Genomic DNA, 23,894 nt, shown 5'->3' on the forward strand with positions numbered 1-23,894 from the left:
GGTCCGCGCGGCGGCCACGGCATGGCCGGAGCCGAACTGGCAGGGCCGTGGAACCGGTGGCGCGTCAGGCCACAATCCAAACGTTTCTGGTCACCGGCCGAAACCATCGGTGGCCCGGCCGGCCGACCGGTCCTGGCTACCCGTGGCGGTCGCGGCGGCGGGGACGGCCGTCATCGGTGTGCTTCTGGGCCCGGTGGCCGCCGGCACGGGTGTCGTCGGCGCCGTGACGCTCCGACGGGCTCTGCGGCGCGCCGCGGACCAACGGTGGCGCGGTAGGCAGCGGGCAGGCGCGGAGGAGATCATCGCCGCGCTCGCCACCGAGCTCGAGGCCGGCCGGCGGCCCGACGAGGCCCTGCGGGCGGCCGTCGACGACGCCGGCGGGCCGGGCAGGCCTGACGAGCCTGTCGCGCCTGGTCACGACCGGCGGCGCGCGGCCGGCCGGGGCGTACGCATACACGACCCGCTGGCGCTGCGCGTCGCGCTCGCCCACCGGACGGACCCGGCCGTCGCGCTCGCGGCGTGCGAGGCGCCGACGTTGCGTCAGCTTGCGGCCGCATGGCGGGTGAGCCAGCACGCCGGTATCCCGTTGGCCCCGCTGGCGAACAGGCTCGCCGCTGTCGTGCGCGACGAGCGTGAGCGGGACGGCGAGGTCGCCATGGCACTCGCCGGGCCGCGGGCCTCCGGGCGGCTGGTCGCCTCCCTGCCTGTCGCCGGGATCGCGCTTGGCGCGCTGCTCGGCGCCTCGCCGCTGACGGTCCTTCTGGGTACTCGAGCCGGAGCGCTCTGCCTGGTCGTCGGCCTGGCGCTCGACCTCGCCGGCCTGGCCTGGATCAACCGGCTCACCGAGGTGGCCGGTAACCGCGACGCAGGCATGCGCGATCGCAAGGACATCGATCACTCCCAGCAGCTGCAAGGGCTGCCCCGGTGAGCATCCAACCGCTGTGGCAGCCGCTGTGGCAGCCGTCGGTCGCCGACGGGCCGGCGCACACCTCACTCGCGCTGGCCGCTGGAGCCCCGGCCTTCTCCCGCCGCGAGCTCCTGCTCATCATGGCCGCGCTGTGCATGGCGTCCGCGTCCTGGCTGACCGGAACAACAACGCTACGTGACCATGTACAACGTCGTGTCGCCGTCTTCCGCCCGCTTTCCGGCACGGCCCCCGGGCCGACGCGGCGCTCCCTCGAACGGCGGGTAGCGGACGCGCAGGCGGCGGGCACCGGTCATCCGTCCGCAGGCCGGACGGCCGGTGAGCGCATGACCGGTGGATGGCGCCCGAACGTGCGCGGGCCGACGCTGCGACGGGCCGTTCTCAGCGTGGCGGCCGGCCTCGGGCCCGCCGTGGTCCTGCCCGTACCGGCGGGCGTGGTCGTCGGGATCATCGTCGGCACTGTCGCGGCCCGGCTGCTGGCCTCCGCGCCGGATCAGGATGCCCAGCACCGGCAGGCACGTCTCGTCGAGGATCTGCCGCTGGCTCTCGACCTGATCGCGGCCTGCCTGACGGCCGGTGCGCCCATTGTGGCAGCCCTGGGCATCGTGGCCGGCGCTGTCGCTGGCCCGCTCGGAGCGGAGCTGGGCATGGTCAGCCGCGGCCTGCGTCTCGGCGCGTCCATGGCGGAGGCGTGCGGCCGGCTGCTCGGCCCCGGGCCGGGTTCCTCAGGGCCTGCGGCGAACCGGTGGGCCAGGCTCGTCCCGGGCAGGCTCGGCCGACCGGCGGCCACGGCGGAGGCGCACGAGATCGCGGCGTTCGCACGGGCGCTGCACCGCAGCGAGGAATCCGGTGCCCGCCTGGCCGCGACCCTGGAACGGCTGGCGAACCAGACCCGCGTCAGGCGGCAGGAACGCGCGTTGACCGCGGCCCGCCGGGCGGGAGTCATCGCCGTGGCACCACTCGGCCTGTGTTTCCTGCCCGCCTTCATCGCGCTCGGGGTCGTACCGGTCGTGATGGGAGCCGGCTCGGCCCTGACACTGCCATGACCATCGTCTCCACGACCGTGTTACAAAGCCTCTCCCGCCCGCCCGCGCAGGCCTGGGCCACAGGAACTCCGGGGCCGGCCGCAAGGAGGCCAGCCGGGGAAAGGGCGGAAGCGGAGCCGAAGGGACGGCCGCCGCAACCGGCCGGTGCCTGCCCGGCCCGAGAACACCCGCCTTCGCATCAGGCAAGTGGTGGCCGGCCGGCCTGTGGACAACAGAGGGTTGTCCACAGGCCGGCCGCCGCCCTCGCCGGAATCACCGTCAACACCTCATCATCAAGGAAGCAGAAGTCCCCACCCCGCCTGCGAGCAGGCATCCACCGCATGCCGGTAACCGAACTGGAGGCCGCCTGCCATGACCCCGTACCGATCATCCAGAATTCCTCCCGCTATCCCTTCTTCCGTCATCCGGTGGACGATACTGCTGATCGTCGCGTTCACACAGGTGAGGACCGATGCCTCGCGCCGGCAGCTGACCAGCGCCCAGGCGGTGTCGGCCACAGCCCGGTCCAGCAGAAGCGGCGACGCGGGAATGTCGACCGCCGAGTACGCGGTCGGCACGGTCGCCGCGGTCGGGTTCGCCGCCGTCCTGTACGCGGTGATCAACAGTTCGGCGACCAGGACGATGCTTGCCAATCTGGTCAAGCAGGCGCTGTCCGTCCCCTTCTGACAGGCGGGCCGAGCCAGTGCGTGGCCCGAGGAGCCCTGGTCACGGCATGGGCCGTGGCCAGGGACGAAGAACCTCCGATGGCGGCCAGGCAACAGCCGAACTGGCGGTTGCGATACCGTCCCTGATCCTTGTCCTGCTGATCGCGATCTGGGTCGTCGGCGCCGTGTCGGTGCGGGCGCAGTGCGCGGAAGCGGCGCGCATCGGCGCCCGGGCCGCCGCCCGCGGGGAAACCGACGAGGTGGTCCGCGCCTGGGCCGGGCGGGCCGCGCCCCAGGGCTCCACGGTTTCCGTCAGCCGGGCCACGGATTCCGTCGTCGTCCAGGTCAGATTTCAGGCCCGGGCCACCGGGGTGCTGGAAAGGATTGCCCCGACGATCGAAATCACCATGTCATCCACCGCGCCCGCGGAGGCGGCGGAAAACGTCCCGCAGAACTTCACGACCGGCGGCAACTGAATACGGAAAGAAATCCACATATGCGCCACAGATGGCTGTACAAAATATGTCCGCACCGGGCTCGCCAGCCCGCCGGAAGCACTCTTCGGCTGGCCGGTGAGCTGGACGCGCGGGACGCCTCCGGCAGCACGGACGCGGGTTCGGCCACCATACTCACGCTTTCCACGTTCCTGGTGCTGGGGACGTTCACCGGCGTCGCTCTGGCGGTCTCGGCAACCGCTGTCTGCCGCGGGCGGGCCGCGGGCGCGGCGGATATGGCGGCGCTCGCGGCCGCGGGTGATCCCACTGGCGACCAGGCATCCATGTGCGCGCGGGCACGCGCCATCGGGCTTGCAAACCACGGCCGTCTACAGTCCTGCACGATCTCGGGGGACACCGTCGAGGTCGCGGTGGCCGTCGAGCTCCCAGGAGCACTCGCCGCCCTGGGGCCGCTCGTCGCCAGGGCCCGCGCCGGCCCGACGAACAGCGCCCTCAGCGAGGGAAGGCGCACCCTCGGCGAAGAAGGCCACAACGGAGGAAGGCACGATGTGGGAAGCGCACCGCCGGCATCGTCGACGGCCACCATCACCGCGGTGCCGGTGCGCCCACCGGCTGCCCGATCAGCTCGGATCGAGCCGGCGCAGGACGGCGTCGAGCAGCCGGCGGGCAGCCGGCTTGTCCAGGGGCTCGTTGCCGTTCCCGCACTTCGGCGACTGCACGCACGACGGGCAGCCGGCCGTACACTCGCAGGCCGCTATCACGTCCCGGGTCGCGCGCAGCCACGGCCCGCCGCGCAGAAAGCCGCGCTCGGCAAAACCCGCGCCGCCCGGATAGCCGTCATAGACGAACACCGTGGTGCGGGAGGTGTCCGGGTGCAGCGCGCTCGACACTCCCCCGATGTCCCACCGGTCGCAGGTCGCGAACAGCGGGAGGATGCCGATCGCCGCGTGCTCGGCCGCGTGGACGGCGCCGGGGACGGCGTCGTCGTCGATCTCCGCCTCGACCAGCAGCTCCTCGGTCACCGTGTACCAGACCGCCCGCGTGCGCAGATGCCGCGCGGGAAGATCCAGCGGATCATCGCCGACCACTCGCCCGCTGCCGGCCTGGCGCCGCTGGTAGGACACGACCTGGCTGCTGACCTCGACCGTTCCCAGATGGAGCTCGACATCGCCGGCGGTACGGGAGCGGATCGACTCCACCACCCGGATGTCGGTGTCCTCCCGGGCCACTGTCGTCCAGTCCGGCGTGGCTGCCTCCACGAACGCGACCGCCGCGTCCAGATCGAGCTCGATGACCAGGTAGGAGCTGCCCTGGTGCAGGTAGACGGCGCCGCGGTGCACCGTCGAGTGCGACGTGGCGGCGTCCACCGTGCCGAGCAGGCGGCCGGTGGACGCCTCGACGATCCGTACCGGCTGTCCGCTGACACCGCGGATGTCCACGTCCGGGCGGTGACGGTGTGTCCAGTACCAGCCCGCGGGCCGTCGCCTCAGCCGGCCGCGGCGTACCAGGTCGTCGACCGTGGGACGGGCCAGCGGCCCGAAAAGATCGAGATCGGCTTCGGTCAGCGGCAGTTCCGCGGCCGCGTACTCCAGATGCGGGCCGAGCACGTAGGGATTGTCGGGATCGAGCACGGTCGCCTCGACCGGCCGGCCGAACACGGCCTCGGGATGATGCACGAGATACGTGTCGAGAGGGTCGTCACGGGCGACCAGGACGGCGAGGGCGCCCGCCCCGTCCCGACCGGCCCGGCCTGCCTGCTGCCAGAGCGAGGCCAGCGTGCCCGGGTAGCCGGTGATCACGGTCGCGTCCAGCCCGGTGATGTCGACGCCCAGTTCGAGCGCGTTCGTCGCGGCGACGCCGAGCAGCCGCCCCGACCTCAGGTCCGCCTCCAACGCCCGGCGTTCTTCGGGCAGGTAGCCGGCGCGGTAGGCCGCGACCCGCTCCGCGAGGTCCGCCGACACCTCGGACAACGCCCTGCGCGCCGACTGCGCGATCACTTCCGCGGCCCTGCGCGACCGCACGAAGACGAGCGTGCGCACGCCGTCAGCTACAAGATCCGCAAGCAGGCCCGCTGCCTCGGCGGTCGCCGAACGACGGACCGCTACGCCGCCAGGGCCGTGAACCGGAGGTTCCGGTGGCTGCGCCGCGACGGCCGTGAGCGCCCCCGGCACCTGTCCAGCCGGTGTTCCCACTGGTTGGGACGATGCGGACTCCGCTGCTGCGGGAGCGACCGGCCCGCTGGAAACCGCTTCGGAGGCGGTCGGGCCGGCGGAGAGCGGCCCGGAGACGGCCGGGGCGGGACGCGACGGAGCCGGCGGAGCGGACGACGGCCGGGCCGATGGCTCGGACGAGGAGGCGAACGAGGAGGACGCCTGCCACGCGTGCGCCTGCCATGGGTACGACAGGGGTGGTTCGTACAGTGCGAAGCTCATCGCGCCTCTGGGGGAGGCGTCCTCCTCGACCGCCTGCACGTCGAGCCCGGTCAGGCGGCTGGCGGCATCCGCCGGCTCCGACACCGTCGCCGAGGCCAGGATGAACACCGGCGTCGCACCGTACCGGGCGCACACCCGCCGTAGCCTCCGCAGGACGTGCGCGACATGGGAACCGAAGACACCCCGATAACCGTGGCACTCGTCGACCACCACGTACCGAAGGCCCCGGAGGAAGGCGGCCCACCGCCGATGGGAAGGCAGGATGCCCTGGTGCAGCATGTCGGGGCTGGTCAGCACGAACGTGGCATGGGCACGGACCCAGTCGCGTTCGTACCCGGGCGTGTCACCGTCGTATGTGGCGGCGCGTACGCCGGTCAGGGTGAGCGCGCGAACCGCGCGGAGCTGGTCGTTGGCCAGCGCCTTGGTGGGGGCGAGATAGAATGCGCGAGCGGACGGCTCGGCGAGCAGGACGCTGAGCACCGGCATGAGATATCCCAGTGATTTACCCGACGCCGTACCTGTCGCGAGCACTACACTGCGGCCGGCGTGAGCATGTTCGGCGGCACGCGCCTGATGTGTCCACGGCGCGTCGATACCGGCGGCGCGCAGCCGGGAGACGAGTACGGGATCCGCCCAGGCGGGCCAGGGCGCTCTGGTGCCGGCTCTGGCCGGGACACGCTCCACATGTGTGACGCAACAGCTGCGACGGGCGTCTGCCCGCAACCGGTCGAGAACAGCCGCACCGCGATCCGGCGCACCCGGCTCCGGTGCGCTCGTCTGGACCGAGATTGTGTCCACGGTGGCCCAGCGTAGGCGAGGATGCCGGACGGATGCTCTGGTCCCGGCAGGATTCGCTCACCTGCGGCAGGCGGCCGCGAGGTTCGGCGGCCGGCGGGGCCGGCGGGGCCGGCGGGGCACGAACCGGGCGCCACCGGAGATCGCGTCTGCGAACCCCTGTGGCGCATGGGTAGCCTGCTGTGTCGCGGCGAGCCGGATTGATCCGGGCGTGGGAGGGTAGTGCCGCCGTGATGTCGGCCGTCCGGCCGGACGGCTGTGAAGCAGACGCAAGGAGGACCTGTGGACCTGTCCCTCACTACCCGCACGGAAGGGGACTTCACGATCGTCGTCGTAGGCGGCGAGATTGACGTCTACACTGCCCCGAAGCTGCGGGAACAACTGATCGATCTCGTATCGGGCGGTTCGTACCATCTCGTCGTCGACATGGAAGGGGTCGAGTTCCTCGACTCGACCGGTCTCGGGGTGCTTGTCGGCGGCCTCAAGCGGGTCCGGGCTCACGAGGGGACGCTGCGGCTCGTCTGCACCCAGGAACGGATTCTGAAAATCTTCCGGATCACCGGCCTGACGAAGGTCTTCCCGATCCACGCGTCTGTCGAGGAAGCACTTGCCGCCAAGGACTGAAGAACCAGAGGCAGCGCGATCATGATTCTTTCGCGTCCAGAGCTCCTGCCGTATCCGAGGTTCCCGCCGGAGCGGCACAGCGTGCCTGGAAGCCGATCCGGGGAATCCGCCGGGCTCAGGCCCACGGGCCGCCGGGTGGCCAGTTCCATCGAGAGACAGGTCATCGACGTATGTCCACCGTCGAGTTGCGCTTCGCGGCTCTTCCCGGACACGTCCGAACGGCCCGGATGATCGCAGCCGCGGTCAGCCGGCGTTCGGGCGTGCCGGAGGAGATCCTTGACGAGATCAAACTTGCGGTCGGCGAGGCATGTGCCCGAGCCGTCAGCGTCAACCGCCGGTTCGACCCGCAGGCTCCCGTGATCGTCCGGGTCAGTGACGGCGATGGTTCGTTCACGGTGTCGGTAGCCGACCGCGGGCCGCGGGAACGCGCTGCCTCGCCTGTGTCACCTATGGGATGCGATGCCTCGTCCTGGGGTCACGATGCCTCGCCCATGAACGGCCATGGACGGACCGACACGCCTGGATCACCCGGCAGCCGTCGTACGGTGACCGCATCCGCTTCCCCGCCCCCGCCCGCTGTCACCGGGCCGGTGGCTGCCGAGTCGATGGCTACCGAGCCGGTGGCTGCCGGCCCGCTGGCTGCCCAGCCGATGGCCGCCCGGTCAGCCGTCGCCGGGCCTGTGGTCACCCGTTCGCCTGTCACCGAGCCCACGGCTGTCAGCCCGGTCGCGTCCGCGGGCGGCATCTGGCGGCCGGACGAGGAGGAGGTGTGCTCCCCGGCGGTCCCGGGGATCGGTCTCGCCCTGATCGAGGGCCTGGTCGACGACTTCACCATTACCACGCGGACCGACCGAGCCGGCATGATCGTCACGATGCGCTGGGCAATGAAACCAGCACAGGAGAAACCGGCCACACCGGTCATGGCTCTCTGATCTCAGACGGCATGCCGCCGGCACGCCGACGCCGCCACCGCCTCCAGCGGCCGGCGGTCTCCCGCCGGTAGCCGGCACGCCGACGCCGCTCCGGGCGCCGCGGGCTCCGTGGTGGCGGCCGTACGCCGGCCATCGCCACCAGCACATCGCAGCCCGACGCGTCGCGACACCGGACACGTCGACGCACCAGCGCCTACCCGCCAGTTCGGACCGGACGACACGGACGGAGCAGGCCGAAGGCCGGCTGTCGGAGTGAACAAGGACCCCAAACATCCACGGAATATCCCCCAAAGCACAATTTTGACCAGGTCTTGTCAACGAAAGAACGAGCGCATGTTACGGCCGTGTGGATAGACTGCCGCATCACTCGGTCGATCAGACCGCGTGCGCGATGTCTGGAGTGCTCCCCGTGGTACCGAACGGAGAATCGGGAGAACGCGGACCAACGCGTTGGTCGCCGCACGATGGCGCGACGGTGGGACGGGCGGCCGCCCGGATCCGTCCCGGCTGGCAGTCATGCCGGCGTCGCACCCGCTTCGCCGGCCCACGCCGACTCGGCGCCCTCCCACGCCGCAGCGGCAACCTCGACGACGTCGTCAGATGCGATGTCCGGCCGCGCCCGCCCGCCGGCTCCCACAACCGGCACGGGGTGGGCGCGGAGGGTGCACAGACCTGACCGGGAGGGCCCATGGTCCTGATCCAAGCCGCGGCGGGTACGAGTCCCGGCGGTGCCGCCATCGAACTTGGCGCAGGTCAGATCGGACTGGTCGCCGGGGTGGCGGCCGTGGCGGCGCTGGCGCTGGTGGTGGCCGGCTACCTGGCCCGCGAGGTGCTCGCGGCCGACCCGGGAAACCCACGAATGGTCGAGGTCGCCCGCGCCGTCCAGGAAGGAGCCGCGGCCTACCTGCGCCGGCAGTTCACCACGGTGGCCGGTTTCGTGCTCGTGATCCCGTTCGTGCTGCTGCTGCTGCCCGCGGAGTCCACCGCCTCCCGGGTCGGCCGGTCGCTCTTCTTCGTCCTCGGAGCCGTCTTCTCCGCGTTGGTCGGCTTCGTCGGCATGTCGCTGGCCACCCGGGCGAACTCCCGGACCGCGGCCGCGGCCATCCGGGCCGGGGAACGCGCTGCCATGCGGATCGCCTTCCGCACCGGGGGTGTGGTCGGGATGTTCACCGTCGGCCTGGGCCTGCTCGGCGCGGCGGTCGTGGTACTCGCCTTCCGGGACACGGCCCCGCAGGTCCTGGAGGGGTTCGGGTTCGGCGCGGCGCTGCTCGCGATGTTCATGCGGGTCGGCGGCGGCATCTTCACCAAGGCGGCGGACGTCGGCGCCGACCTCGTCGGCAAGATCGAACAGGGCATCCCCGAGGACGATCCGCGCAACGCGGCCACCATCGCCGACAACGTCGGGGACAATGTCGGCGACTGCGCCGGGATGGCCGCGGACCTGTTCGAGTCCTACGCCGTGACGCTGGTGGCCGCACTGATCCTCGGCGTGAAGGCGTTCGGCGAGAACGGGCTGATCTTCCCGCTGCTGATCCCGGCTGTCGGCGTGCTCACCGCGATCGTCGGCATCCTCTCGGTCGCACCGCGCGCGGGTGACCGCAGCGGCATGGCAGCGATCAACCGGGGGTTCTTCCTGTCCGCGGTGATCTCCGCCATCGGCGTCGTCATCGTCTCGCTCGTCTACCTTCCCAGCAGCTTCTCCGGATTCCCCGGGATGGCGGACAGTAGCCAGAGCGGTGACCCACGGCTCATCGCGATCACCGCGGTCCTGATCGGCATCGTGCTGGCCGCGGCGATCCAGCTGCTCACCGGCTACTTCACCGAGACCAGCCGCAGACCGGTCCAGGACATCGTGAAAGCGTCCACCACCGGCCCCGCAACCAACATCCTCTCCGGCATCGGGGTCGGCCTGGAATCGGCTGTCTACTCGGCGCTGCTCATCAGCGCGGCCGTCTTCGGTGCGTATCTGCTCGGGTCCGGGAGCGTCACCGTCGCGCTGTTCGCCGTGGCGCTGGCCGGCACCGGTCTGCTGACGACGGTCGGCGTCATCGTCTCGATGGACACTTTCGGGCCGGTCAGCGACAACGCCCAGGGCATCGCCGAGATGTCCGGGGCCACCGACGCCACCGGGACGACCGGCGCGGCGGGCGCGGCGGGCCCGGCAGGCGCGCCAGGCGATGCGGAAGCGACCGGCGCCAAGACCGGGGCCGCGATCCTCACCTCCCTCGACGCCGTCGGGAACACCACCAAGGCGATCACGAAGGGCATCGCGATCGCCACCGCGGTACTGGCCGCCACCGCCCTGTTCGGGTCGTTCACGGACACCGTGAACGAAGCGCTCGTCGACGCCGGCCGGACCGTGGCGTTGTCCCGCACACTCGACATCGCCTATCCCGACGCCCTGGTCGGGCTGGTCATCGGCGCCGCGGTCGTGTTCCTGTTCTCCGGGCTCGCGATCAACGCGGTTGGGCGTACCGCCGGCCGGGTCGTGCTCGAGGTGCGCAACCAGTTCCGGACGAAGCCCGGCATCATGGACGGGACGGAACGGCCCGACTACGGTGCCGTCGTCGACATCTGCACCCGTGACTCACTGCGAGAACTGATCACCCCGGGGACGCTGGCGGTGCTCGCCCCGATCGCGGTCGGTTTCGGGCTGGGCTACCCGCCGCTGGGTGCCTACCTTGCCGGGGCGATCGCCGGCGGCGTCCTCATGGCGGTCTTCCTCGCCAACTCCGGTGGCGCCTGGGACAACGCGAAGAAGCTCGTCGAGGACGGCAACTACGGCGGCAAAGGGTCGGACACGCATGCGGCGACCGTCATCGGGGACACCGTCGGTGACCCCTTCAAGGACACCGCCGGGCCGTCGATCAACCCTTTGATCAAGGTGATGAACCTGGTCAGCCTCTTGATCGCGCCTTCGGTGGTGAAGTACTCGGTCGGTGACGACGAAAACACGCCGCTACGGATAGCGATAGCACTGGTGGCCGTCGCGGCGATCGTCGCCGTGATCGTCTACTCCAGGCGGCGAGCTTCCGCGCTCACCGTCGCGCCCCCGGTAGCCGAGCAGCGCCCGGCCGGCAGGACGAAGGCCGGCGTGTGACAGCGCCGCCGATGACGGGCCATCCACCGGCGCCACCGGCCGTCGATGACGTCCGTGTCAGCCATGCCGCCATCGGAGACTCGATACCAGTGACATGTCGGTGACACGACCCCAGCGGCGCGGCGACGCCGACACGATGCCAGCTACACAGAGCAATCAACTGGAGGCGCAGAAGCTTCTCTCGGCTCCGGCCGGCCGGGTACGGGTGCACCCGCGGGCGCGGCACGGCGTACGGTCTGCTCCGGTGTCCGCGAGCGGACACCGGGTGGATCGCGGACCGGGAGCTGACACACCGGTACGCGCCGACCTACTGTCGGCAGGAGGACCGCCGCCCGAGGCGCGCCGTGACGGGTGCCCCGGGAGGGGGTTCTCGCACCGGCGGCAGGCTCATCCGCACCGTTAACCACCCGCCACGCACGCCACAGCCCACACCGGGCGCAACATATACGGGATATACGGGCTGCAAACATATACAGGCTGCAACGCACGCAGGCCGCAACGCCGAAACCGAACTGCCCCCTGCAACGAGGAGAGAAGTGCCCCCGCGCACGAAGTCGACAAACAGCGAGACGCGCCGGTCGAGCGCCGGGTCATCGTCGCCGGTCGTCGAGCCCGCGGCCGGCGACATCGCTGCCGGGCCCGATACGGACGCCATCACGGCCGGCAACACGGCCGGCATCACGGCTGGCAATGGCGCCGTGTCCCGCGAGCGCGCCGTACGTACCACGCGCGCCGCCACTCGCGGTAGCCGTGCCGGTACGTCATCGCCGGCCGCGAGCGGCACCGGCGTCCGGCTCGTGATCGTCGAGTCGCCGGCCAAGGCGAAGACCATCGCCGGGTATCTCGGCTCCGGCTGGCGGGTCGAGTCCAGCATCGGACACATCCGGGACCTGCCGCAGAGCGCCGCCGACGTCCCCGACGCCCACAAGGGCAAGCCGTGGGCCCGTCTCGGGGTGGACGTCGACAACGGCTTCAAGCCGCTCTACGTGGTCACGCCCGACAAGAAGTCCCAGGTCAGCAAGCTCAAGGCGCTGGCGAAGGAAGCCAGCGAGCTCTACCTGGCAACAGACGAGGACCGCGAGGGCGAGGCCATCGCCTGGCACCTGCTGCAGACGCTGAAGCCGACGGTGCCGGTGAAGCGGATGGTCTTCCACGAGATCACCGAGCAGGCGATCCGGCGGGCGGTGGACAACACCCGTGAGATCGACGAGCACCTTGTCGACGCGCAGGAGACCCGGCGCATCCTCGACCGGCTCTACGGCTACGAGGTCAGCCCCGTGCTGTGGAAGAAGGTCATGCCGAAGCTGTCGGCGGGCCGAGTACAGAGCGTGGCGACCCGCATCCTGGTGGAGCGCGAACGCGCCCGGATGCGTTTCTCCTCGGCCGAGTACTGGAACATCGAAGGCGTCTTCGGCCTGCTGACCCGCCGGGACGCCAGCGGTGCCGGCACCAGCGGCACCAGCGGCGACGGTGTCGCCGGCCGGGCCGACGCCACGCCGCTGCCGGCGAACCTGGTCGCGCTCGACGGCCGGCGGCTGGCCACCGGGCGCGACTTCGGCTCCTCGGGGCAGCTCACCTCCGCCGACGTCGTCCGGCTCGACGAGGAGGCCGCGCACGCCCTGGCCGGCCGGCTCGCCGACACCGCGTTCGCGGTGCGCTCGGTGGAGACCAAGCCGTACCGCCGCTCCCCCTACGCGCCGTTCATGACCTCCACCCTGCAGCAGGAGGCCAGCCGCAAGCTGCACTTCTCCAGCCAGCGGACGATGCAGGTGGCGCAGAAGCTGTACGAGAACGGCTATATCACCTATATGCGGACGGACTCGACGAACCTGTCCGAGACCGCGCTCGCCGCCGCCCGTGAGCAGGCCCGCGCCCTCTACGGGGCCGAGTACGTCCCCGACCGCCCCCGCGTCTACACGAAGAAGGTCAAGAACGCCCAGGAGGCGCACGAGGCGATCCGCCCGGCCGGGGAGCAGTTCCGCACCCCGGGCGAGGTACGCGAGGCGTTGTCCGACGCCGACGGCTACCGCCTGTACGAGCTGATCTGGCGGCGCACGGTCGCCAGCCAGATGGCCGACGCCCGCGGCACGTCCGCGACCATCCGGATCGGCGGTGTCTCCAGCGCCGGGGAGGACACCGAGTTCTCGGCCTCGGGGAAGGTGATCACCTTCCCCGGCTTCCTGCGCGCCTACGTCGAGGGCGCGGACGACCCCGACGCCGAGCTGGACGACCGGGAGCGGCGGCTGCCGGACGTCCGCGAGGGCGACACCCTGACCACCCGGGAGCTCAACCCGCGCGGGCACACCACCAGCCCGCCGCCGCGCTTCACCGAGGCGAGCCTGGTCAAGACGCTGGAGGAGCTCGGCATCGGCCGCCCGTCCACGTATGCGTCGATCATCGGGACGATCCAGGCCCGCGGGTACGTGTGGAAGAAGGGCAGCGCGCTGATCCCCAGCTTCGTCGCGTTCGCCGTGGTCGGCCTCCTCGAGGAGCACTTCGGGCGGCTGGTCGACTACCGGTTCACCGCGTCGATGGAGGACGACCTGGACGACATCGCCGCGGGCACGGCGGCGTCGATCGACTGGCTCACCCGGTTCTACTTCGGCTCGGACGCCGGCCAGGAGGGCGGGGTCGCCCGCGCCGGCGGGCTCAAGCACCTGGTCAACGAGCGGCTCGGCGAGATCGACGCCCGCGAGGTCAACTCGATCCCGCTGGGGGTGGCGCCGGACGACCAGCCCGTGGTGATCCGGGTCGGCCGCTATGGCCCGTACGTCCAGCACGGTGACGAGCGGGCGAGCGTCCCGGAGGACCTGCCGCCCGACGAGCTCACCGTGGACAGGGCGCTGGCGCTGGTCGGCGCGCCCAGCGAGGAACGGTCGCTGGGCACCGACCCGGACAGCGGCGCGACGGTCACCCTCAAGGTGGGGCGTTTCGGCCCGTACGTGTCGACCGACGACGATCCGCCGCGCCGGGCGAGCCTGCTGGGCACGATGACACCGGAGGCCCTCACCCTCGCCGACGCCCTGAAACTGCTCACCCTTCCCCGGTCGCTGGGAGCCGCCGAGGATGGGGAGGAGGTGACGGCCCAGAACGGCCGGTACGGGCCCTACGTCAAGAAGGGCTCGGAAAGCCGCTCGCTGGAGTCGGAGGAGCGGCTGTTCACGGTGACGCTGGACGAGGCGCTGGCGCTGATCGCGCAGCCCAAGACGCGGGGCCGCCGGCGGGCCGCTGAGACCCCGCCGCTGCGTGAGCTCGGCCCTGATCCCGCCACGGGCGCCCCCATGGTGCTGCGGGAGGGCCGCTTCGGGCCCTACGTCACCGACGGCACGACCAACGCGAGCCTGCGCAAGGGCGACGACGTCGCGTCCCTCACCGCGGAACGGGCGGCCGAGATGCTCGCGGAGAAGCGGGCCCGCGGCCCGGCCACGCCCAGGCGGCGGGCGGCGCAGCCGGCCAAGCAGGCCACGGCCGCCAAGACCACCAAGACCACCAAGACCACCAGGCAGTCCACGGCCAAGAAGACGACGGCCAGAAAGACGGCCGCGCAGCCGGCCACGGGGACAGGGACGGCCACGGGGACAGGGACGGCCACGGGGACGGGGACGGACGGCGGCACGCCGGGCACCTCGTCGCCACGCCCACGACGGACGGGCTGATGGGCCTTCCGCCGGATGGCGCCCACGACCCGCCGCGGCCACCGGCCTCGACGGCGTCGGCGGGCGGGCGGGCGTGGTCCAGCCGGCCCCCCAGCCGACCACCGGTCGCGACGGTCCCGTCACCACCGGCCGGCTCCGCCGACCCCCACCGCGGTACCGAGGGAGACATCCGCGCGGTCCTGCGGATACCGCAGTTCCGGCGGCTGTGGCTGGCGCTGACGCTGTCCAGCCTCGGCGACTGGATGGGCCTGCTCGCCACGACCGCGCTGGCCAGCTCCCTGCAGGCCGGCTTCTCGGGGAAGGCGTACGCGATCGGCTCCGTCCTGATCGTCCGGCTGCTGCCGGCGCTGGTCTTCGGGCCGCTCGCCGGGGTCGTCGCCGACCGGCTCGACCGCAGGCTGACGATGGTCGTCGCGGACGTCCTGCGGTTCGGGCTGTTCGTCTCCATCCCCCTGGCCGGGACGCTGGCGTGGCTGCTGATCGCGTCCCTGCTGATCGAGTGCGTCAGCCTGTTCTGGAACCCGGCCAAGGACGCCAGCGTGCCGAACCTGGTGCCCGTGCAGCGGCTCGCCACGGCGAACACCCTGAGCCTGATCACCACGTACGGTTCGGCGCCGCTGGCCGCCGCGGTCTTCTCGCTGCTGGCCACCCTGTCGCGCACGCTCAGCTCCAGCGTGTCGTTCTTCAGGACCTCCCCGCTCGATCTCGCGCTGTACTTCAACGCCGGGACGTTCCTGGTGTCAGCAGCTGTGATCTTCGGGCTGCGCGGCATCGGCCGGGCCGACCGCCTCGACGCCGGGGCGAACCCGGGCCTGTGGTCGTCGATCACCGAGGGCCTGCGGTTCGTCAGCCGGGACAGGATGGTCCGCGGCCTGGTCGTCGGGATTCTCGGCGGTTTCGCCGGCGCGGGGTGCGTGGTGGCGCTCGGCCGGCTCTACGTCCAGCTTCTCGGCGGCGGGGACTCCGCCTACGGTGTCCTGTTCGGCGCGGTGTTCGTCGGGCTCGCCGCCGGCATGGCGCTCGGGCCGCGGCTGCTCGGCGACTACAGCCGCTCCCGCCTGTTCGGCCTGAGCGTCACCGCCGCCGGCGTGACCATGCTGCTGGTCTCCATCGTCCCCAACCTCGTGCTGGCCTGCATCCTGGTCGTGCTCGTGGGCGCGTTCGCCGGGATCGCCTGGGTCACCGGTTACACGCTGCTGCAGGCAGGGGTGAGCGACGAGCTGCGCGGACGGACCTTCGCGCTGGTCCAGTCCCTGGTCCGCATCGACCTGCTCCTGGTGCTGGCCGTGGCGCCCGGGCTGGTCGGGCTCATCGGCTCGCATCACCTCGATCTGTGGGGCCACCTGCGCGTACGCACCGACGGCGTCACGATCGTCCTGCTCGGCGGCGGTCTGCTCGCGGTGGCCGTCGGCCTGTTCGCCTACCGGCAGATGGACGAGCGCAAGGGTGTCGCGGTCCTGCCGGAGCTGTGGAACGCCCTGCTGGGGCGGCGCGCCACGCCGGAGCGGCCCCGCCACGCCGGCCTGTTCATCGCCGTCGAGGGCGGTGAGGGCTCCGGCAAGTCCACCCAGGTGGAGCGGCTGCGATCGTGGCTGGCGTCGTCCGGCCGCGAGGTCGTCGTCACCCGGGAGCCCGGCGGGACGGCGCTGGGTGTGAAGCTGCGGGAGCTGCTGCTGGACCCGGCCGCGCGGCTGCACCCCCGCACCGAGGCGCTGCTGTACGCCGCGGACCGCGCCGAGCACGTCTCCCGGGTGATCGAGCCCGCGCTGGCCCGCGGCGCGGTCGTCGTCACCGACCGGTTCATCGACTCCTCCATCGCCTACCAGGGCGCCGGGCGCCAGCTCGGCGCGGACGACATCGCCATGCTGTCGCGGTGGGCCACCCGGTCGCTGCTCCCGGACGTCACGATCCTGCTCGACGTCCCCGCGGGCACCGGGCTCACCCGGGTCCGGGCCCGGGCCGCTGGGAGCGGCGGAAACGGCTCGGCGGCCGGTGTCGACCGGATCGAGGCCGAGAAGCTGTCGTTCCACGAACGCGTCCGGGACGGCTTCCGCCAGCTCGCCGAGCACGCGCCGGACCGGTACGCCGTCCTCGACGCGGACCACCCGCCGGACACCGTGCACAACCAGATCCGTAACGTCGTCACCGGATATCTGCGCCGGGGCGAGGACAGCACCCCGGGCCTCCCCCGTCCACAGGCCGCGTCCGGCACCGCGTCCGGCACCGCGTCCGGCACCGCGTCCGAGGAACCGCCCACCGCGGCACCCGTGCGTCCCACGCCACCTGGCCGTCCCACGCCCACGCGCGCGTCCCCGGACAGCGCCGCGGTCTCGCCGGCACCGGGCCCGGCCAGCTCAGCCAGCCCGGCCGGGCCCGCCGACCCGGCTGATTCCGCCGATTCCGCCGATCACGCCGATCCGGGCGATCCGGCAGGGGAGACGGAGAAGAGCGACGCACCAGCGCCTGGAGCCGGGACCGAGACCACCGACGCGGCGGACGATCCCGTGACGGACGATCCCGCGGCGGCCTGGGCAGCGGACAGCCTGCCCACGGCCTCCGGACAATCGTCAAGGTGATCCAGCACCACTACGCGCACTCTTCGCCACCGCTCCGTCGCCGCTTCCCGTCCCTCGCCGCTTCCCGGCTGCCCTGCCGCTGCCGCGCCCCGGTGTCGACCCAGCGTTGGTGGTGTGGCGGGCCGAGCGGACAATGGCGCGGTGAGCGTGTGGGACGTCCTGGTCGGCCAGGTGCCGGTCATCGAGACCCTCTCCGCGGCGGCCGGAGCGCCCGGAGCGGCCGATACCGGTGGGCTGGCCGCGGCCCGCACCGCCATGACCCACTCGTGGCTGTTCACCGGCCCCACCGGCGCCGGCCGTACAACGGCGGCGCGGGCGTTCGCCGCCGCGCTGAACTGCGAGAGCAGCCACCCCGGATGCGGTGAGTGCGCGGGATGCCACACGGTGCTGACCGACACCGCCGCCGACCTGCGCACGGTCCGCCCGGAGGGCCTGTCCCTCGGCGTGAAGGACGTCCGGGAGCTGGTGCGGGACGCGGCCAGCGCGCCGACCTCGGGCCGCTGGCGGATCCTGCTGCTGGAAGACGCCGACCGGCTCACCGACCAGGCGGCGAACGCCCTGCTCAAAGCCTTGGAGGAGCCCGCGCAGCGGTCGGTGTTCCTGTTGTGCGCGCCATCGGTGGACGACGTGCTGCCGACCATCCGGTCCCGCTGCCGGGTGGTCGCGCTGCGGCTGCCCCGGCCGTCGGACGTCGCCGTCGCGCTGGCCCTCGAGGGTGTCGAGGACGCGTCCGCGCGGCTCGCCGCCGCGGCGAGCCAGGGGGATCTCGACCGGGCCCGCCTGCTCGCGACCGACGAGGCGGCTCGGGCCCGGCGGGCCGAGGTGCTGCGCATCCCTGCCCGCCTGCGCCGGACGGGTGACTGCCTCGGCGCCGCGGCGGACCTGGTGAACGCGGCGAACGCGGACGCCGACGCGGCGAACAGCATCCGCGACGAGGCCGAGGCCGAGGCGCTGAAGACCGCGCTCGGTGTCGGCGCGACATCCGCCGGCAGCACCGCGAAGCGTTCCAGGGCGGTCAGGCCGGGCGCGAAAGGCCGGGCGATGACGGTCCGGGGAGCCGCCGGCGCGCTCAAGGAGCTGGAGAAGACGCAGAAAAGCCGCGGCCGGCGGACGGTGCTGGACTCCCTCGACCGGGCGCTGGTCGACCTCGCCGGCTGGTATCGGGACGTGCTCGTCCTACAGCTCGGCGCGCCGGTGGACGCCATTCATCCCGATCATCATGAGCTGGCCGCGCGGCTGGCCCGGGGCTCTACCCCCGAGCAGACGCTGCGCCGGCTGGAAGCCGTCCTGGGATGCCGCCGCCGGCTGGCCGACAACCCCGGGCTGGTGCCGCTGCTGACGGTCGAGGCTCTCACCCTCGCGCTGCGCGCCGGCTGAGCCGACAGCACATGATCACCAAGTGTGGCGATCATGTGTTTTCCGGCCGGATAGGCCCCGTCCGCGGCTCGCGACCCGATTTGTGATTCCCCCCTCACTCTACGGATGATCCGATGTATCAATGATCCGATACATCGTTTCACCTCGCGGTCGCATCCGATCCTCGCCAACAGGCCGGTACGATACGATGCCCGAAACGACACCACAGATGCATTGGAACAGAGAGTAGCGGCAAAGAAACTGGATGACAGAGCGATGGCCGGCGGAGTTCGACACATAGTTGTCACGTGTTCGTCAAAAAATGATCGTTGCCGCCACATCAGACGGCCCGGCCGGCCGTGACGATGCCGCCGGACCAGCCGGATTACCGGCCCGGCGGCTCCCGAGGGCCAGCCCCACGGAAAGCATCCCACCAAGAACGGCGATCGTCTGAGCAGTCATCTCCCACGGGGGAACGGGAAGAGCGGCGATGAGCGGAATCATTCGGAAACGAACCGGGCCGGCCGGGAGCCGTATTCTCGGCGTCGGTGCCTATCGCCCGATGACAGTGGTGTCGAACGCCGACATCTGCCAACGGCTGGACTCCACACCCGAGTGGATCGAATCCCGCTCCGGTATTCGCAGCCGCCGGTTCGCGACCGCCGAGGAATCCCTCGGGGCGATGGCCGCGACAGCCGCCGGCAAGGCGCTGGCCAGCGCCGGTGTCGAGATCGCCGATGTCGGATGCATCCTGGTCGCGACAATGTCCCATGTCACCCAGTCGCCATCGGTAGCCACGGACGTGGCCGCCAGGATCGGCGCCGAGAAGGCCACGGCATTCGACATATCGGCGGCCTGTGCCGGTTTCTGTCATGGGCTCGCGATCGCCAGCGACATGGTGCTCGCCGGCAGCGCCCGGCATGTGCTGGTAATAGGCGCCGAGCGCATGTCGGACATCGTCGATCCGCATGACCGGGGCACCGCTTTCCTGTTCGGGGACGGTGCCGGAGCGATTGTCGTCGGGCCGTCCGAGACGCCGGGCATCGGGCCGGTGGTGTGGGGGTCGGATCCCTCCGCCCGGGACGTCATCGCGCACGACCGCTCCTATCTGGACTGGCGTGACAACCCCGAACTGCCCTGGCCGACGATGCGGATGGCGGGCCAGCGGGTCTTCCGCTGGGCGTCCTGGCAGATGGCGCCCGTCGCGCGGGCGGCGCTCGACGAGGCCGGCGTCACGGCGGACGATCTCGCCGCGTTCATTCCGCACCAGGCCAACATCCGCATCATCAACGTGTTGTGCAGAGTGCTCGCCCTGCCCGGGACGGTGACCGTCGCCCGGGACATCGAAGTACACGGGAACACCTCCGGGGCATCTGTTCCGCTCGCGATGGACGAAATTCTCGCCAGCGGCCAGGTACCGTCCGGTGGCCTCGCGCTGCTCATAGGTTTCGGCGCGGGCCTGGTCTACGCCGCCCAGGTCGTCCAGCTCCCCTGAGCACCTTTCCGGGCACACCGCCCGCCACACCAGTCAGAGGTACGATCCGAAATGAGCGCCGGAAGAGCACCCGACAACATCTGCCGCGGGCCCTTCCGGTATATCGGCTCGTGAACCCTCCGGCGTGCGGCAAGAACTATCGCCCGCCTTTCGGTCGGGCCACATCCCGCTGGCCGTTCCCCCGCCCGCCGCTCGCCGCGTGCCCGGGCTGGGGCGCGGGAGCGGGGCGGCCGAGCAGATACCAGCCCCACAGCCCCACGGGTACCGGCGCTCGCGGCGGGGTCTCCGCGGCGACGCGCGCGTCCATGGCGTCCAGGACATGATCCCAGCTTCCCGCGGCCCGCAGCATCAGGCCGCCGATGCCGGTCGTCCGGGGAAGATGCGGATGCGAGCGGGTGGGCGCCCGCCGCACCGACCGTTCGAACATGGCCACCGCCCGGCGCCGCTCCTGCTCGGACAGCGCCTCGTCCAGCTCGGCGAGCATGGGCTCCTCGAGAGCCACATGCCGTTCCGCGAGCTCGGCGAGACGTTCGCACAACGTCCGCATCGACTCGTTCGGCCGGTGCACGTCACCCTGAATATGCTGGGAAATACCACGTGTCACCGACTCGGTTTCCCGCGCAACCAGGCGCAGACCGGTGGCCCGCGCCTGGCCCTCCGGCGGAAGGTGCCGGCGTGCCGCCGGGTAGACGGCGGTCTGCACCGCGTACATGTGAGCGCTGATCGCCGCGACCGCCGTGTCGGCCGCCCGCAGCGGACGCCTGGGGTCCCCCGGGGCCGCCACGGCGGAGAACGTCAGAGCGACAAGGTCATCGACATGCCCATGGGCGGCCCTGACCAGGCGGAGCAGGGATGCCGTCGGCTGGGCCCGCTCGTCGAGCCCGGCTTCTTTCCCCATTTTCCCCGTCCGGGCTCCCGCCGGGTCCCCCGTCCGGGCTCCTCCCGAACCTGTCGCGGTCGTCATCGCCGCCCCCTAACACCCCGGAAACCAGGCCTTCCCGGCGTCGCCGATCCGGGAGGAACCCGGACGCGAAAAGATGATCGCGCCGCTGTCGGCCCCCGGGTCGGCCGAACCGCCCGCCGACCTCGTGCCTGCCGGCTCATGAGCCGGAAACACCAGAATCGGCGCATCATGTCCACTGGTCAAGCCGTGTTCACGAGGATGGCCCATACCCGGCCGGACACATCGGATACACCGGTGGTGGACGTAGCAGGGTGGGTGGCGCGGACTTGTGACAATGATCCGGACAGGCAGCGGGTACCCCCGGTAGCGTCCACGGGGCCGCTGGGCTTCGGCCGCCCGGACGGCACAACGTCCAGCAGGAAGAAATCAAATGACCATGTCTGGTGACAGAAACCTCCGCGCCGGCACCACCACCGGCATCCCCGGCCGCGCGGCCCGCGACAGCGTCCGGACCCCGGTATGACCGGCACCGGAGGACAGGAGGAGCCGAATGTGACCGACCGGAAATTCGGTGACGATTCCGACGACCGTCATGCCGGGCATCACCTTCTCCCCCACGGCCCCGCCGACCGCGGGACCACGACCGCCTGGCTGGCGGAAGCCGTGACCAGGCGGGTCTCCCTGGTTCGGCTGTACCCGAAAGGACGCCGGCGGCATCAGGAAGCTTTCCCGGCTCCCTCGGGACGGGTGGTCGCCTGCCAGGTCTACCGGGACGGCTATCGTGACCCGCGCCCCGTCGACCATGTCGACGCGCTACGGGCGGCCCGCGAACAGCGCAACAGCTTCGTCTGGCTCGGCCTCTACCAGCCGACCGCGGCCGAGCTGACCGCCATCGCCGACGTGTACGGGCTGCATCCGCTCGCGGTCGAGGATGCCGTCAACGCGCACCAGCGCCCGAAGATGGAACAGTACGCGGAGACGCTTTTCGTCGTCCTCAAGACCGTCTGCTATGTGGATCACGAGGAGCTGACGGCGACATCGGAGATCGTGCACACCGGGGAGGTCATGGTCTTCCTCGGCCGTGACTTCGTCGTCACCGTACGGCACGGCGAACACGGCGGGCTCCAGAGCCTGCGCAGCAGGCTGGAGACGCAGCCGCAGGTGCTCCGGCACGGGCCGTCGGCCGTCCTGCACGCCATCTGCGACCAGATCGTCGACGACTACCTGGCCGTCACCGAAAAAATAGAGGTCGACATCGACGCCATCGAGGCGTCGGTCTTCCAGCGGTCGCTGCGGCCCGACACCGGCAAGGTCTACCAGCTCAAACGGGAAGTGCTCGAGTTCAAGCACGCCGTGACGCCGCTGTACGCACCGCTGCGCATGCTGGCCGAGCCCGGCGTCACCGGGATCGACCCGCGAATCCGGGCGTACTTCCGGGATGTCGCCGACCATCTTGAGGAGGTCACCGCACGAATCGCCCGGTTCGACGAACTGCTCTCCTCGATACTTCAGGCGACCCTGACCCAGGTCACCATCGCACAGAACGAGGACATGCGCCGTATCAGCGCCTGGGTCGCCATCGCCGCGGTGCCCACCGCGATAGCCGGTATCTACGGCATGAACTTCGAGCACATGCCCGAACTGCGCCAGGTCTGGGGATACCCGGCGGTCCTCTGCCTGATGGTGACGGTCTGTTTTTTTCTGTACCGGGCGTTCAAACGGAACGGCTGGCTCTGAACCGAGCCTGCCGAACCCCGGCCGCGCGGATCAGAACGGCCCCGCCACTCGCCGGCCCCGGCGACGAATCACCACCCGTACGGATCGACGGTCATACTGGGCCGGCCATAGCAGGCCAGTCATAGCAGGCCAGTCATAGCAGGCCAGTCATAGCAGGCCGGTCGCGCCAGGATGACCATACGGCCAATTGTACGATTTGATCGTATTGTACCGATTGTCCCATGGCATGACCTCCCCAACGGGATTCACGAGGACCACGCTGTCAGCTACCGTAATGGATCGTGTCGGGCTTTCACAGGAGGCCGTTCCCTACGCGGTTCTCCCGATCCTCGCTCGGCGGCAGCCGTCGGCTCCTCATCCCTGGCCATACCTCTGGCGCCGGCAGCCAGCGCGCCGCCGTCCCTCATATCCACGACGAGGACGGCGCGGCCTGATGACCCCATCGCTGAACACCGTCCGCAATGATCTCGTCGCGGAACTTGCAACGAGGCTGGAACAGCTGGACCATCTGCTCGGACGCCTGGAGGACGCCGAACAGCAGGCCGCGAGCGCCAGCGAGGACCTGATGCGTGCCCGGCGCTGGCAGGAGGAGACCCTGCGCGTGCTCCAGGACGAGCGCGCCCAGATGCGTACGCACCAGCGCGCCCTGGACAGCCTCGCCGACCGGACACAGACCGCCCTGATCGCTCTGGCCGCCAACCATCGGTCGCTGCCGCCGGAGGTCCACGAACTCGCGATCGAACTCCGGGTCCTGCAGACCTCCGGCCTGCTCTCCCGCCGGCCACCCCCCCGCACCCGCCAGCCGTAGGTCACCCACCCGCCGGGCGGACCCACGCCGCGACGCCGGTATCACGCGACACACACCCGCCCCGACCAGCCACGTCCTTCACAGGATCACCCCGAAGCCCAGGCGCCCACGGCGAGCAGGCCCTCGCATGCACAGCCCCCTAAAAATCATCATCAAAACAACCCCGAAACTACCCTTTCCCTACAATTCATCCCAAAAGCCACCAACATTCCCACAGCAGCCCACAGCCCAACCAACCGCCCCCTTCGGGATCATCGCGAAGATGATCCCGAAGCCACTCCCGACGGCCCACCCCAGAGGCAGGGGCCCCATCTCGCGCCAAAGGCGCTAGATGGGGGGAGCCGCTAGATGGGGGGAGCCGCTAGATGGGGGGAGCCGCTAGATGGGGGGAGCCGCTAGATGGGGGGAG

General features: G+C 71.2%; 16 protein-coding genes and 2 pseudogenes. 14 read left to right on the forward strand and 4 right to left on the reverse strand.

The annotated features are described in order from the left end of the window. Positions 1-928 (forward strand): type II secretion system F family protein (locus NBX02_RS21840; RefSeq protein ID WP_445548577.1); only part of this gene is annotated, 928 nt, incomplete at its 5' end. Then, a complete protein-coding gene (locus NBX02_RS21845; protein ID WP_250287036.1) occupies positions 925-1,971 on the forward strand; it encodes a type II secretion system F family protein in 1,047 nt (348 codons plus the stop codon). The genes NBX02_RS21840 and NBX02_RS21845, both read left to right, overlap by 4 nt. A 272-nt stretch (positions 1,972-2,243) precedes the next feature. On the opposite strand, the gene NBX02_RS21850 is transcribed toward NBX02_RS21845, so the two are convergent. After that, a complete protein-coding gene (locus NBX02_RS21850) occupies positions 2,244-2,468 on the reverse strand; it encodes a hypothetical protein (RefSeq protein ID WP_250287034.1) in 225 nt (74 codons plus the stop codon). Between NBX02_RS21850 and NBX02_RS21855 the strand changes: the two genes are divergently transcribed. The 3 genes and pseudogenes from NBX02_RS21855 to NBX02_RS21865 form a co-directional block, all read left to right on the forward strand. After that, positions 2,458-2,637 (forward strand): DUF4244 domain-containing protein, encoded by a 180-nt coding sequence (locus NBX02_RS21855; RefSeq protein ID WP_445548578.1) that lies wholly within the window; start codon positions 2,458-2,460, stop codon positions 2,635-2,637. The genes NBX02_RS21850 and NBX02_RS21855 overlap by 11 nt on opposite strands. A 46-nt stretch (positions 2,638-2,683) precedes the next feature. Continuing rightward, the gene (locus NBX02_RS21860; protein WP_250292857.1) at positions 2,684-3,091 is read left to right on the forward strand and encodes a TadE family type IV pilus minor pilin; all 408 of its coding nucleotides are present in this window, start codon (positions 2,684-2,686) and stop codon (positions 3,089-3,091) included. Positions 3,092-3,111: 20 nt separating this feature from the next. Next, positions 3,112-3,489: pseudogene (locus NBX02_RS21865) on the forward strand (Rv3654c family TadE-like protein); the annotation flags it as partial. Here NBX02_RS21865 and NBX02_RS21870 read toward each other — a convergent pair. Together NBX02_RS21870 and NBX02_RS21875 are read right to left on the reverse strand one after the other, a co-directional pair. Beyond that, on the reverse strand, positions 3,439-3,615 hold the full coding sequence (locus tag NBX02_RS21870; protein ID WP_250292859.1) for a hypothetical protein: 177 nt from the start codon (positions 3,613-3,615) through the stop codon (positions 3,439-3,441). The pseudogene NBX02_RS21865 and the gene NBX02_RS21870 overlap by 51 nt on opposite strands. Positions 3,616-3,690: 75 nt before the next feature. After that, positions 3,691-6,291 (reverse strand): DEAD/DEAH box helicase, encoded by a 2,601-nt coding sequence (locus NBX02_RS21875; RefSeq protein WP_250292875.1) that lies wholly within the window; start codon positions 6,289-6,291, stop codon positions 3,691-3,693. Between the two features lie 288 nt (positions 6,292-6,579). Here NBX02_RS21875 and NBX02_RS21880 point away from each other — a divergent pair, with 288 nt between their 5' ends. The 7 genes and pseudogenes from NBX02_RS21880 to NBX02_RS21910 all read left to right on the forward strand — a co-directional run bounded on the left by NBX02_RS21880 (position 6,580) and on the right by NBX02_RS21910 (position 20,036). After that, positions 6,580-6,921, forward strand: coding sequence for an STAS domain-containing protein (locus NBX02_RS21880; protein WP_013875449.1), 342 nt, complete (start codon positions 6,580-6,582; stop codon positions 6,919-6,921). Between the two features lie 170 nt (positions 6,922-7,091). Next, positions 7,092-7,361 (forward strand): annotated as a pseudogene (locus NBX02_RS21885) (ATP-binding protein); the annotation flags it as partial. A 1,180-nt stretch (positions 7,362-8,541) separates the two neighbouring features. Then, a complete protein-coding gene (locus tag NBX02_RS21890; protein WP_250292862.1) occupies positions 8,542-10,953 on the forward strand; it encodes a sodium-translocating pyrophosphatase in 2,412 nt (803 codons plus the stop codon). Positions 10,954-11,489: 536 nt separating this feature from the next. Further along, the gene (topA, locus tag NBX02_RS21895) at positions 11,490-14,609 is read left to right on the forward strand and encodes a type I DNA topoisomerase (protein WP_250292865.1); all 3,120 of its coding nucleotides are present in this window, start codon (positions 11,490-11,492) and stop codon (positions 14,607-14,609) included. After that, a complete protein-coding gene (gene tmk, locus NBX02_RS21900; protein WP_250292866.1) occupies positions 14,609-17,185 on the forward strand; it encodes a dTMP kinase in 2,577 nt (858 codons plus the stop codon). Before topA ends, tmk begins: the two co-directional genes overlap by 1 nt. Before the next feature lie 141 nt (positions 17,186-17,326). After that, positions 17,327-18,562, forward strand: coding sequence for a DNA polymerase III subunit delta' (locus NBX02_RS21905; RefSeq protein ID WP_250284841.1), 1,236 nt, complete (start codon positions 17,327-17,329; stop codon positions 18,560-18,562). Between the two features lie 469 nt (positions 18,563-19,031). After that, positions 19,032-20,036 carry a beta-ketoacyl-ACP synthase III gene (locus NBX02_RS21910; protein WP_250284840.1) on the forward strand — a complete coding sequence of 335 codons (1,005 nt, stop codon included), beginning with the start codon at positions 19,032-19,034 and terminating at the stop codon, positions 20,034-20,036. A gap of 136 nt (positions 20,037-20,172) precedes the next feature. Here the strand turns inward: NBX02_RS21910 and NBX02_RS21915 are convergent, their stop codons facing one another. Next, positions 20,173-21,000: a hemerythrin domain-containing protein gene (locus NBX02_RS21915; RefSeq protein WP_250292871.1), complete on the reverse strand. Its 828-nt coding sequence runs from the start codon at positions 20,998-21,000 to the stop codon at positions 20,173-20,175. 492 nt (positions 21,001-21,492) lie between these two features. On the opposite strand from NBX02_RS21915, the gene corA reads away from it, so the two are divergent. Beyond that, on the forward strand, positions 21,493-22,677 hold the full coding sequence (gene corA / locus NBX02_RS21920; RefSeq protein ID WP_250284836.1) for a magnesium/cobalt transporter CorA: 1,185 nt from the start codon (positions 21,493-21,495) through the stop codon (positions 22,675-22,677). Positions 22,678-23,110: 433 nt separating this feature from the next. Beyond that, entirely contained in the window at positions 23,111-23,485 is a 375-nt protein-coding gene (locus tag NBX02_RS21925; RefSeq protein WP_250284835.1) for a hypothetical protein, read from the forward strand. The last annotated feature ends 409 nt before the right edge of the window (positions 23,486-23,894 follow it).

The organism is Protofrankia sp. CiP1_Cm_nod1, from assembly GCF_920888515.1.
Classification (GTDB): Bacteria; Actinomycetota; Actinomycetes; order Frankiales; family Frankiaceae; genus Protofrankia.